This window comes from Vibrio sp. 1180_3, from assembly GCF_029478545.1.
Classification (GTDB): domain Bacteria; phylum Pseudomonadota; class Gammaproteobacteria; order Enterobacterales; family Vibrionaceae; genus Vibrio; species Vibrio aestuarianus.
The window spans coordinates 40,966-52,888 of sequence record NZ_SJFM01000019.1 but is presented as its reverse complement, the minus strand read 5'-3'; the positions used below and the strand labels follow the sequence as shown (position 1 = coordinate 52,888).

At 43.4% G+C, this 11,923-nt stretch carries 11 protein-coding genes; 6 read left to right on the top strand and 5 right to left on the bottom strand.

Annotation, left to right across the window (positions count from 1 at the left end; all coding sequences use genetic code 11):
* Positions 1–105: 105 nt before the first annotated feature.
* The 3 genes from EYW48_RS12820 to EYW48_RS12810 all read left to right on the top strand — a co-directional run bounded on the left by EYW48_RS12820 (position 106) and on the right by EYW48_RS12810 (position 3,390).
* Positions 106–1,320 carry a pyridoxal phosphate-dependent aminotransferase gene (locus EYW48_RS12820; protein WP_261917544.1) on the top strand — a complete coding sequence of 405 codons (1,215 nt, stop codon included), beginning with the start codon at positions 106–108 and terminating at the stop codon, positions 1,318–1,320.
* Between the two features lie 98 nt (positions 1,321–1,418).
* Positions 1,419–2,003, top strand: a complete 585-nt coding sequence (yfbR, locus tag EYW48_RS12815; protein ID WP_247651901.1) for a 5'-deoxynucleotidase — start codon at positions 1,419–1,421, stop codon at positions 2,001–2,003.
* 58 nt (positions 2,004–2,061) lie between these two features.
* On the top strand, positions 2,062–3,390 hold the full coding sequence (locus EYW48_RS12810; protein ID WP_053311743.1) for an anti-phage deoxyguanosine triphosphatase: 1,329 nt from the start codon (positions 2,062–2,064) through the stop codon (positions 3,388–3,390).
* Between the two features lie 19 nt (positions 3,391–3,409).
* Here the strand turns inward: EYW48_RS12810 and EYW48_RS12805 are convergent, their stop codons facing one another.
* The gene (locus EYW48_RS12805) at positions 3,410–4,018 is read right to left on the bottom strand and encodes a DTW domain-containing protein (RefSeq protein WP_176245808.1); all 609 of its coding nucleotides are present in this window, start codon (positions 4,016–4,018) and stop codon (positions 3,410–3,412) included.
* Between the two features lie 3 nt (positions 4,019–4,021).
* On the opposite strand from EYW48_RS12805, the gene rrtA reads away from it, so the two are divergent.
* Entirely contained in the window at positions 4,022–4,615 is a 594-nt protein-coding gene (gene rrtA / locus EYW48_RS12800; RefSeq protein WP_277432502.1) for a rhombosortase, read from the top strand.
* Between the two features lie 82 nt (positions 4,616–4,697).
* On the opposite strand, the gene sohB is transcribed toward rrtA, so the two are convergent.
* Positions 4,698–5,759 (bottom strand): protease SohB, encoded by a 1,062-nt coding sequence (gene sohB / locus EYW48_RS12795; protein ID WP_176245806.1) that lies wholly within the window; start codon positions 5,757–5,759, stop codon positions 4,698–4,700.
* A 90-nt stretch (positions 5,760–5,849) separates the two neighbouring features.
* On the opposite strand from sohB, the gene EYW48_RS12790 reads away from it, so the two are divergent.
* Positions 5,850–6,593 (top strand): YciK family oxidoreductase, encoded by a 744-nt coding sequence (locus tag EYW48_RS12790; protein ID WP_277432501.1) that lies wholly within the window; start codon positions 5,850–5,852, stop codon positions 6,591–6,593.
* Positions 6,594–6,661: 68 nt separating this feature from the next.
* Here the strand turns inward: EYW48_RS12790 and EYW48_RS12785 are convergent, their stop codons facing one another.
* Together EYW48_RS12785 and EYW48_RS12780 are read right to left on the bottom strand one after the other, a co-directional pair.
* The gene (locus EYW48_RS12785) at positions 6,662–7,606 is read right to left on the bottom strand and encodes a chemotaxis protein CheV (protein WP_176245804.1); all 945 of its coding nucleotides are present in this window, start codon (positions 7,604–7,606) and stop codon (positions 6,662–6,664) included.
* Between the two features lie 90 nt (positions 7,607–7,696).
* Positions 7,697–8,914 carry an ROK family protein gene (locus tag EYW48_RS12780; RefSeq protein ID WP_053311749.1) on the bottom strand — a complete coding sequence of 406 codons (1,218 nt, stop codon included), beginning with the start codon at positions 8,912–8,914 and terminating at the stop codon, positions 7,697–7,699.
* Positions 8,915–9,195: 281 nt separating this feature from the next.
* Between EYW48_RS12780 and pyk the strand changes: the two genes are divergently transcribed.
* A complete protein-coding gene (gene pyk / locus EYW48_RS12775) occupies positions 9,196–10,644 on the top strand; it encodes a pyruvate kinase (RefSeq protein WP_261917538.1) in 1,449 nt (482 codons plus the stop codon).
* Positions 10,645–10,739: 95 nt separating this feature from the next.
* Here the strand turns inward: pyk and EYW48_RS12770 are convergent, their stop codons facing one another.
* Positions 10,740–11,906, bottom strand: a complete 1,167-nt coding sequence (locus EYW48_RS12770; protein ID WP_277432500.1) for a patatin-like phospholipase family protein — start codon at positions 11,904–11,906, stop codon at positions 10,740–10,742.
* Positions 11,907–11,923: the final 17 nt, after the last annotated feature.

The window sequence follows — 11,923 nt, the reverse complement described above, 5'->3', positions numbered from 1 at the left end:
AGGCTATCACTTCCGAAAAAGCACCCTATTGTAGATTTTTATTCTATCAAAAATCAATTTGGTGTATTTTAATAAAGAAATCATTTAATTTTCAGGAATCACACAATGCAAAATATCGGGATGTCGTCAAAACTCGATAATGTCTGCTACGACATTAGGGGACCTGTACTCAAACATGCTAAGCGCATGGAAGAAGAGGGGCATAAAATACTGAAGCTAAATATCGGTAACCCCGCCCCATTTGGCTTTGACGCCCCAGACGAAATCCTTGTTGATGTGATCCGTAACCTACCAACATCTCAAGGTTATTGTGACTCGAAAGGTATCTATTCGGCACGTAAAGCCGTAGTGCAACATTACCAGAAAAAAGGCTTACGCAGCTTAGATGTCGAAGACGTTTATATTGGTAATGGCGCCTCTGAACTTATCGTGATGGCAATGCAAGCCTTGCTCAATAATGGCGATGAAATGCTGGTTCCAGCACCTGATTACCCACTATGGACGGCTTCTGTCGCACTTTCTGGTGGTAAAGCGGTACATTACCTATGTGATGAAGAAGCCGATTGGTATCCTGACCTTGACGACATCAAAAACAAAATCACGCCTAAAACGCGTGGCATTGTGTTGATCAACCCGAACAACCCAACTGGTGCAGTTTATAGCCGCGACTTTTTACTAGAAATTATCGAAATTGCTCGTAAACATAAGCTGATTATCTTCGCTGATGAAATCTACGATAAAATTCTCTATGACGGTGCGACTCACACGCCGATTTCGACACTGGCTGATGATGTCTTAATGCTCACCTTTAATGGTCTATCGAAAGCTTATCGAGTATGTGGTTTCCGCGGTGGATGGATGTTCATCACCGGACCAAAACATATCGCTAAAGGCTATGTAGCTGGCTTGGAAATGCTTGCGTCAATGCGCTTGTGCGCCAACGTGCCGATGCAACATGCCATCCAAACGGCACTAGGTGGCTATCAAAGTATCAATGAGTTGATTTTACCGGGTGGACGCTTGCTCGAACAGCGTGATCGGGCTTGGGAATTGATCAACCAAATCCCTGGCGTTTCCTGCGTGAAACCGAAAGGAGCAATGTATCTGTTCCCGAAAATCGACACCAAGATGTACAGCATTAAAGATGACCAAAAAATGGTCCTCGATTTTCTAAAACAGGAAAAGGTTCTGCTTGTGCAAGGCACGGGCTTTAACTGGCCAAAACCGGACCATTTCCGTATCGTAACATTGCCACACATTGAAGATTTAGAAATTGCTATTGGTCGGTTTGAACGTTTCTTATCAACCTACAGCCAGTAGAATTTTAACGTAAAGTTTCATATGCTAAACGGGCGCACTTTCCTAAACGGAAAGAGCGCCCGTTTTCTTTTCCACTCAAAGCAAGGATGTTTATTGCGATGAAAGAGAGTCATTTTTTTGCCCATCTCGCTCGAATGCAGCTAATTCAACGTTGGCCTTTAATGCGTTCGGTTTCCAGTGAAAATATTTCAGAACATAGCCTACAAGTTGCTTTTGTCGCTCACGCATTAGCGGTGATCAAAAACAAAAAATTCGGTGGAAAGGTGAACCCTGAACGGATTGCAATTTTGGGGATGTATCATGATACCAGCGAAGTATTAACTGGCGATTTACCAACACCAGTCAAATACTACAACCCAGATATAGCCAAAGAGTATAAAAAGATTGAAGCAGCTGCTGAGCAAAAACTGCTTTCTATGCTTCCTGAGGAACTGCAAGAAGACTTCGCACCCTATCTGGTGACGCAAGCAGCACATCCTGAAGATGCCGCTATAGTGAAACAAGCTGACTCTATCTGCGCCTATCTCAAGTGCTTAGAAGAGCTGAGTGCTGGAAACCACGAGTATGCTCTCGCGAAAAAGCGCCTTGATATTACACTTAAAGAGCGGCGCACACCTGAAATGGAGTATTTCCTGAATACCTTTGCCCCAAGTTTTGAATTAACGCTAGACGAAATCAGCTAATTAGCGATAAGTTACCAGTTAAGTATTTAAAAGTTAGCAATGTATTGCAGGAGATGGTATGGAAATTTCCATTAGCCCTAAATGGCTTGAGCGCAAAGATGATGAGCATAAAATTCGTCGAGATGATCACCGCAGCCCATACCAACGTGATCGCGCGCGTATTCTGCACTCAGCTGCCTTTCGCCGCTTGCAAGCAAAAACTCAGGTACACGGTACCAGCCTTAATGATTTCCACCGCACTCGTTTAACACATTCACTGGAAGCGGCTCAATTAGGTACTGGTATTGTTGCTCAGATAAAGCTAAAACAACCAGAATTTCGCGATCTATTGCCTTCAGATAGTTTAATCGACTCATTGTGCTTGGCGCATGATATTGGCCACCCCCCTTACGGGCACGGAGGCGAAGTCGCTTTGAACTACATGATGCGTGAACATGGCGGTTTTGAAGGCAATGCCCAAACCTTTCGCATTGTGACAAGCCTTGAACCCTACACCGAACACCATGGCATGAATCTTTCTCGGCGAACGGCGTTAGGACTACTAAAATATCCCGCTTTACTTAGCCAAACTCGAGCTGAAAAACTTCCCGAGGCGGTCTCACATCAACGTCAACTCAAAGCAAAAGATTGGTCTCCTGCCAAGGGTATTTATGATTGCGACCAATCGATTTTGACTTGGGTTTTTGAACCGTTATCAGCACAAGATAAAGACTTATTAAGCCAAATGCGTGACCTACCAGCAACGCCTTATCAGCACAAAAAGACGCGCTTTAAATCACTCGATTGCTCCATAATGGAGCTAGCGGATGACATTGCCTATGGGGTGCATGACTTGGAAGATGCTATCGTACTTGGCATGGTCACACGCCAGCAGTGGCAAGAGGCGGCAGCCTCTCAATTAGCCGAATGTGGCGATGCTTGGTTTGAAGAACACATTGCTTCAATCAGTGAAATGTTATTTGCTGGCAAACACTATCGCCGCAAAGATGCTATCGGTGGCATGGTCAACGCTTTACTCACTAGCATTAATGTTAAACCAGTGGACGCTCCGTTTCACAATGAACTCCTCGCTTTTAATGCCTTTCTCGAACCCAATATGGCTAATGCGCTTGAAGTTTTGAAGAATTTCGTTAGCCAATACGTCATTCAAATTCCACAAGTTCAACGTGTGGAATACAAAGGACAACAGATCATCATGGATCTATTCGAGGCGCTCAGTGCTGACCCTGAACGGCTACTGCCAGAAACAACTCGCGGTAAATGGCAACAAGCAGAAGATGGCTCTGGAGATGGAATGCGGGTGATATGCGATTACATTTCTGCCATGACCGATGGCTATGCACAAAGAATGCATCAACAATTGTTCTCAGCGCATCACCACTGCTGATGTGCCGCGCAAAGACTATTTATTTGGACAAATAGTTACGCTCAAATACGCCCGGGGGCATCTGGGCAATTTGAAACTCTATCATCTGTTCAAAAGCTGTCATTAGTGGTTGAAAATTTCGCGTTGGCTCAAGCAGCGATAAAATATGATATCCCGCTTCAACCGTCGATAAACTGTTTTCACTCGGCGCTTTACGAATACGGTAATTACCGACGAGGTCTTTAGGTAAATGTACACTTGGCAACGCGTGCAAGTTGCCGGAAAGTTGCCACATTTTATATGCTTTCTTCCATGTACCATCGAGTAAAATGATACGAATTTTTTTGGCTGGAGATAACGTCGACAGCTCAGATGCACAGCGAGAAACATCACTGGGATACAGCACATAGTGAGCGACATCAGGCTCAGAAAGTAGCGCATTGAGCTGCGCATGTTGGCTGAAATCTTCTCCTACCAAACGCATACTGTTCGCCAAAGATAAATCCAAAATACGCGCAGTTCCCATCGGGCGATGTTCTTCTGTCGGATGTTGAAGGATGATAAGCTCTACCGACGATGCAAGCGGTACAATAGATGCACAAATACACGCCTTAAGCGATTTACCACATTGAGAACAATAACGAGACATAACGTGAACCACTTCCGCCTGAATTTTCTAAAAATGAGTATCATAAAAAAAAGCTATTTAACGCTAATGACCATCAGTTTGATTTGCTTCGTTTTGCAATTTGAACCCCTTGCTACATTCAGCGAATGGAACTTATCCGCAATCAAAACGGGTCAATGGTGGCGAATCCTAACAGGAAATTTTACTCATACCAACTTTGCACATCTTGGCATGAACCTCGCTGGACTGTGGGTCATCCATTTTGTGTTTCAACCTAGCAATAAAAGATTGCTACTTAGCCTTCTTATGACCAGCTTTACGGTTGGCGTTAGCCTTTTTTTTAGTAGTATGCAGATTTACGTCGGTTTGTCTGGTGCTCTACACGGGGTGTTTGCCTATTTGGCTCTACAAGAAGCGTTACAAGGACGGCGTAGCAGTTGGCTTTTAGTGGTAGGTGTTATCGTTAAAGTCGTCTGGGAACAAGTGTTTGGAGCCTCAGTCAGTACCAGTGAACTGATCAATGCGCGCGTGGCCATTGAAGCACACTTAGCAGGTATGCTGGCAGGATTTATCATCGGGCTGTGTGAATGGTTAAGGTCAAAAAAAGCGGAGAAATAACACGCTTCCCCGCTTAATGATTCTTTTGCTTATTCTCTTTCAATTGAAATGCAACGCACTTCAACCAAAAAAACAGCGCAGATTAAACTATCGGACGTTGGCCACGGCTAATTAGCTTCATCAACACGTTATCAGCGGCTTCACCTGCCACACCGGCCAATTTATCGGCCAGTTTTTTCTTTTGCACGTAATGAATAGCCAATACCGTTTTGTCTTTGCACGCTTCAACCACTAAATCATCAGAGGTTTTAATTTCATCGACCAAACCTAACGCTTTCGCTTGCGTACCAAACCAGTGCTCACCTGTCGCCACTTTTTCAAGATCAAGCGCTGGGCGATGCTCACGAATAAAGTCCTTAAACAGTTCATGCGTTTCTTCCAGTTCTTGCTTGAACTTTTCGCGCGCTTTATCGCTATTTTCGCCAAACATGGTCAAGGTACGTTTGTATTCACCTGCAGTTAACTGCTCATACTCGATGTCATGCTTTTTAAGCAGTTTGTTAAAGTTTGGTAGCTGCGCAATCACACCGATAGAACCCACAATAGCAAACGGTGCTGACACAATTTTATCAGCAATACACGCCATCATGTAGCCGCCACTGGCCGCCACTTTGTCAACGGCAATCGTCAATGGTAAGCCAGCAGCTTTAAGGCGATCCAATTGCGAAGAAGCCAAACCATAACCATGAACCATACCACCACCCGTTTCCAAGCGTAGCAGTACTTCATCACCTTCTCGAGCAACAGCCAGTACGGCCGTTACTTCTTCACGTAAGGAGGCGACTTCTTTGGCATCAATACTGCCGTTAAAATCTAATACGAAGAGATGCGGTTCGCGTTTAGTATCTAGCTCGCCATCTTTTGCCGCCTGTTTGATCGCCTTATCACGCGCTTTTGTTTTCTCTTTCTCGCTTTTTTTCTCAGCTTTATCTCGTGCTTTTATAAATGCATCATCATGTAAATGGTGCTCAAGCTGTTCGACGATATCTTTATGGCGATCAGTCAAATTCACCACTTCCAATTCACCTTTTATCGCACTGTTTTTTCCACCCACGGATTTCACAATGACTAACAATACAACGAGAGCGACGACGACAGTCGCAATCTTGGCCAAAAACAGGCCGTAGTCCAACAAAAATTCCACAGTCATAATCCTCTTAATGTGCGAATTGGTGTATTGTACCCACCTTGTCACAAAGACTTAAAGTAAATCATAAGAATAAGGAAGCACAACGTGGATTATTCAGTTTCTGCAGATGCCCTCAAGGATAAAGTCATTCTAATTACTGGTTCTGGTGATGGCATTGGCAAACAAGCCGCCATTAGCTATGCCGCACACGGCGCGACCGTTATTTTATTGGGCCGCACAGTAAAGAAATTGGAACAGACTTACGATGAAATCGAAGCCGCTGGTTACCCACTACCAGCTATTGTTCCACTAGATATGAAAGGTGCCACAAAGCAGCACTACCTTGATATGGTTGATACGATTGAGGAACAATTTGGTCGTTTAGATGGCGTACTACACAATGCTGGTATGCTGGGCGTAATAAGCCCATTTGATCAAATTGGCGAAGACTCATACGATGACGTGATGCAAGTGAATGTCAAAGCTCAGTTTTTACTCACTCAAGCCGTACTGCCACTGCTGCATAAATCTGAAGATGCTCGTATTATTTTTACTTCATCAACCGTGGGGCATAGTGGCCGTGCATTCTGGGGCACATACGCTATCTCGAAATTTGCCACCGAAGGCATGATGCAAGTATTAGCCGATGAACTCAGTAATACCCACATCCGCGTCAACGCGATTAACCCTAGTGGTACTCGCACAGGTATGCGTGCAAAAGCTTTTCCTGCAGAAGATACTGATTTACTGAAAACGCCAAAAGATATCATGCCATTGTATGTGTATTTAATGGCTGCTGAAGGTAAAGATATTAACGGCCAGTGTATCGACGCCCAACCTAAAAAGTAAAGCTTCAGCTCACCACTTTCAATGCCCTGCTCACTGCGGGGCATTTTTATGTCATCTTAAAATATCATTTAACCAAGCACGTCACGTAATCTATCTTGGGCAACTTGTACCAATAAATCGGGTTGAAATTTAGAGATAAAACGGTCACAACCTACTTTCTGCACCATCGCTTCATTAAAACTACCACTAAGTGAGGTATTGAGTGTGACATACAGATCTTTCATCCGTTTATCACTGCGAACTTCATGAGTTAGTTTATAACCATCCATTTCTGGCATTTCAGCATCGGTGATCATCATCAGTAACTCTTTGCTCACCTCACGTCCTTCATCACACCAAGATTTCAGCAAAGTCAACGCCTCTAGGCCATCTCGGCATTCAATTATTTCAATACCTAGCTGAGAAAGCGTGCCTTTAACCTGGTTGCGGGCTGTTGAAGAGTCATCAACAATCAAAACTTTACGGCCAATCATTTGGTTAACAAGATCACGATCCAGAACATCTTCTGAAATCGATACGTCGTAATAGATAATTTCAGCCAACACTTTTTCGACATCAATGATCTCAACAATAAATGACTGTTCATTGTCTTTAACTTGAGTAATCGCCGTTAAATAATTTGAACGCCCTGCTGATTTAGGCGGCGGCTGAATTTCAGTCCAAGCGGTATTGATGATGTTACGCACTTGCCCAACCAAAAAACCCTGAACCGTACGGTTATATTCGGTCACGATGAGGTTCTGCTCTTGGTTATCCAAGCGAGAAGGTGGAAAGCCGATAGCGCTTCGTAAATCAATAATAGGTACAGGTTCGCCGCGTAGTGAAGCAACCCCCGTAATATTGTGGTGAGATCCCGGCATTTTAGTCAGTTGAGGGACTTTTATCACCTCTTTAACCTTAAACACGTTAATCGCAAAAATTTGTCGACTATTTAGGCTAAACAACAACAACTCAAGGCGGTTTTCACCAACCAGATTAGTACGTTGATCAACCGTATTTAAAACACCTGACATACGAAATCCCGAAATAAAAAAGTAAACCCATATAACAGTATAGCTATATGGGTTCATTGTAAAAAATATAAATCAATAAAGACGCAAAAACTAGCCTTCGACCACCTTCATCAATAAAAGCCCATCATAAAGTGCTTGTTTGATTAACGCCGCCCCTGGCATCGTCGCCTGTTTATAAAAGCGAGACTCTACTAATTCGAGGTCTTGATGGTAAACCGGTAAACTTTGCTCTTCAATGCATGTTTGAATGGCAGGATATAGCACACTCTTTGCTTGATTAATGACCCCACCAATTAATATTTTTTCAGGGTTAAATAAGTTAATGACAATAGCAATAGCCGCACCAAGATAACGACCAAGCTTTTCAATTACATCAACGGCAAGTGGGTCACCATCCGCCGCTGCGGCGCAAATATCCTCAATCGTAATTTCACTTTGAGCCGTTAAAGACGACGCTTCACCTGCGGCAATACGCTGTGCCACTTCTTCACGAATAGCTTGCGAACTTGCCACTGTTTCTAAGCAACCAATATTTCCACAGTGACATCGTTTGCCGTTAGAATCGATTTGGATATGACCTAATTCACCAATATTACCATGCCGCCCTTGCAATACCCGACCATCTAGAATGATACCAGCCCCTAAACCATGGTGAATCGAGATAAGAACAGAGTTGTCGTTGTCTTGTGAGTGACCAAACAGCTTTTCAGCTAGCGCCCAAGCTCGAGTATCATTGGCAATGAAAACGGGCAGGCCAGTTGCCTTATAAATCTCTGGACCTAACGCTAAATTCTCCACATTGTAATGTGGCATTTGCAACACGATGCCTTGTTCAGAATTGACTAAACCAGGCAAAGTAATTGCGATACTGGTCACTCGGTCTAATTGAGAAGAGTAAGTTTGAAAAAACTCTTCTATTTCATAAAGTAACCGTGCAAGTACGTCGTCTTGGTCCAGTTCATGAATTTCTATCTTGGTATCGATCAGCACATCACCACCAAGTTCATGCAACGCAATCGTCAAGTAGCCTCGACCTAAACGCATCGATAAAAACTGCCAACCTTCATTGTTCGTCTGTAAACCTACTGCAGGACGACCACGACTAATGGCTTCTTGTACTGTTGTCTCATGGATCAAATGAGCTTCAATCAACTCACGGGTAATTTTTGTAATACTTGCAGGTGCAAGCTCACTCTCCTTTGATAAATCAATACGAGAAATGGGACCTTTTTGGTCGATGAGTTTATATACACGACCAGCATTGACCTGTTTGATATGATCAATATGGCCTGGTTGAGCCATGTACATTGGGAGCTCCAGAAATCAATAACATGCTAATTTTTTTACTTTGCGAAGTAATTGTGAAGCGCTTTGGTATATTGCCGTGACAAGCATCACGGATATACATGGATCTTTGCGAATTAAGTCAAGCCATCACTGATTTTTTACATAATTCAAATGCGATGTAAGTCTTATTTTTCCTCGGAAAATATCATTTCTAACACAATAAATACTCATTGATGCGCTTCATTTTGCGAGATCTTGCATATACTTATCTCAGTATCACCATGCTATTAACGGAGAGCACAATGATCCCTGCATTAAGAAGAACAAAAATTGTCACCACATTAGGGCCATCGACAGACAAAGGTGAAGTATTAGAAGCCATCATCAGAGCTGGTGCAAATGTCGTTCGTATGAATTTTTCACACGGTAGTGCTGAAGACCATATATTACGCGCTCAAAAAGTACGCGCCATTGCCGCAAAATTAGGTCGCCATGTTGCCATACTCGGTGACTTGCAAGGCCCGAAAATTCGAGTATCTACATTTAAAGAAGGTAAAATTCTGTTAAATGACGGTGACAAATTTATTCTTGATGCCGACCTCCCAACGGGTGAAGGTGATCAAGATTCGGTCGGAATTGACTATAAAAAGCTTCCTCAAGACGTGCAATGTAATGACTTATTACTGTTAGATGATGGTCGAGTGCAGCTTCAAGTCACAAGTGTTGATGGTGCGAAAATTCACACCATCGTCACCGTAGGAGGCCCTCTATCTAACAATAAAGGGATCAATAAAAAAGGCGGTGGCTTGTCTGCTAATGCTTTAACAGAAAAGGATAAGCGTGACATCTTACTGGCCGCAGAAATCAAAGTTGAGTATCTAGCCATATCCTTCCCTCGCAATGGAGAAGATATGAAATATGCACGCCGTTTGGCGCGCGATGCTGGACTAGAAACGAAATTAGTAGCAAAAGTAGAAAGAGCGGAAACGGTAGCGAATGATGCAAATATTGATGACATTATTATGGCATCTGACGTGATCATGGTTGCACGTGGAGACTTAGGTGTTGAAATTGGCGACCCAGAATTGGTTGGAGTTCAAAAAAAGCTCATCCGTCGTGCCAAAGAACTTAATCGGGTTGTCATTACGGCAACACAAATGATGGAATCGATGGTTGAAAATCCAATGCCGACGCGCGCTGAGGTGATGGATGTAGCCAATGCGGTACTCGATGGCACTGATGCTGTGATGCTGTCAGGCGAAACAGCGGCAGGGAAATATCCTATAGAAACCGTCCGCTCAATGGCTGAGGTCTGTGTTGGGGCTGAAAAAATGATTGAAGCAAACCAACAAAATTATCGTATTGATACATCGTTCGTCACCGCGGAAGAAACCATCGCAATGTCGACAATTTATGCGGCTAATCACATGGAAGGGGTCAAAGCGATGGTTACACTCACCGAGTCGGGGCGAACGGCACTGATGACATCCCGTCTCAACTCTGTGCTCCCGATATTCGCCATGTCGCCCAACGAACGAACATTAAACCGTTGTGCTTTATACCGAGGAGTGACTCCCGTCTATTTTAACACCAAAGCAGATTCCGGGTTTGACGTCGCGGCGGCGGCTTTAAATACACTAAAAGAACGAAAATTATTAAAATTTGGCGACTTAGTAATCATCACACAAGGTGACATTATGGATGTAGAAGGCTCAACCAACTGTATGCGTATTTTACCAGTTCTTGAGTAAATGACTGTCTGATATCACTTTACTCGCTAGCGGAGTTATCAGGGCGTGTTGAAATTTCGAGGTTGCTGTTATAGTGAAACACCAACACGTCCAAATTAACGTTGTTTAATACGCTCTTTATACGCTGACTGCGCTTTATCAAACTGCTTAATAAATTCATAACCTGCTTTTACTCCTAATGCATAGTCATAAAGCAAGTCATCTTTGTTGCTTAACAGTGAATTCGATTTTAAAGGCTCACTGGGAACGATTTGCAGAACAAAAACATCATCAGGTGGTTTATGCAAAAAATCTTGAGTGAGCGAATAAGTTTGATAGTGCACCATAAGCATGTCAGCAAGACCAGAATCAAATTTATCGCCAATCAGATGGCTTAACCGATAAATATCATCGGCACCAAAAAGCCATCGACCTCCGTTAAGTAACTGTAAATGGATTTGTTCTTTTTTTTGTTCTTTGGCTCGCTCAATTTTCTGTTGTACGAAACCATTCCAACCTTGCTTCCATTGCGATAACTTTTGTTGCCACTGCCCTTGAATATTATTCAAAGGTTCAGAAAGCCAATGAGCTTCGCCAGTAAAAGAAAGCTTCGGTTGCGTTGTGTTGGCTTGGGGGTCGTAGTCAGCACACTCAGTACGGATAACAGCAACGAAACGAGAGCCTTTCCTCCACGCTTCCTGAACCGGTATCGAAGCGGATACTCCCCCATCAATATACGCACTATCATCTAATTTTACTTCATGCGGATATAAACGTGGGATAGCGCAGGTCGCGGTTAATACATCACGCCACCGCTCTCCAAGCAGAGGAAAATAATGATCATGTAATGTACTTGCAGAGGTTGTCGCAGCGTAAGCCTGTCGCTTCTCAAGTACTTTTCTACCCATATCAATATCTAAGCGGTACGGAAATTCAGAGATTCTGTCCAAAGCCCAGTCTAGATTTAAATATTGTTTGCGCCGTACATAACCAAAGAGGTTAAAGAAGTTGGTGTCAGTAGTGAGGTCTAAAATAAACGCTTTACCTAAACCACGCTGGCGGCAGAGATAAGCGCATAAGTTGAGTGCACCTGCAGAGGTACCATAGAATTCATGAAAGGGGTCAAAATTAGACAAAAGGAAGGCATCCAACACACCAGCAGTAAAAATACCTCTCTGCCCACCACCTTGAGCAACTAATGCATTTTTACCACCAATGTATTTGGAAAATTGATCGACATCGACATTGTTCTCTTTGTCAGAGACAGTTCCACTATTGTTCATCAGCAGAACCCTCCGTC

Coding starts and splice junctions, on each gene's coding strand:
- EYW48_RS12820 (WP_261917544.1), top strand. CDS start 106: ATGCAAAATATCGGGATGTCGTCAAAACTCGATAATGTCTGCTACGAC.
- yfbR (WP_247651901.1), top strand. CDS start 1,419: ATGAAAGAGAGTCATTTTTTTGCCCATCTCGCTCGAATGCAGCTAATT.
- EYW48_RS12810 (WP_053311743.1), top strand. CDS start 2,062: ATGGAAATTTCCATTAGCCCTAAATGGCTTGAGCGCAAAGATGATGAG.
- EYW48_RS12805 (WP_176245808.1), bottom strand. CDS start 4,018: ATGTCTCGTTATTGTTCTCAATGTGGTAAATCGCTTAAGGCGTGTATT.
- EYW48_RS12785 (WP_176245804.1), bottom strand. CDS start 7,606: ATGTCAGGTGTTTTAAATACGGTTGATCAACGTACTAATCTGGTTGGT.
- EYW48_RS12780 (WP_053311749.1), bottom strand. CDS start 8,914: ATGTACATGGCTCAACCAGGCCATATTGATCATATCAAACAGGTCAAT.
- pyk (WP_261917538.1), top strand. CDS start 9,196: ATGATCCCTGCATTAAGAAGAACAAAAATTGTCACCACATTAGGGCCA.
- EYW48_RS12770 (WP_277432500.1), bottom strand. CDS start 11,906: ATGAACAATAGTGGAACTGTCTCTGACAAAGAGAACAATGTCGATGTC.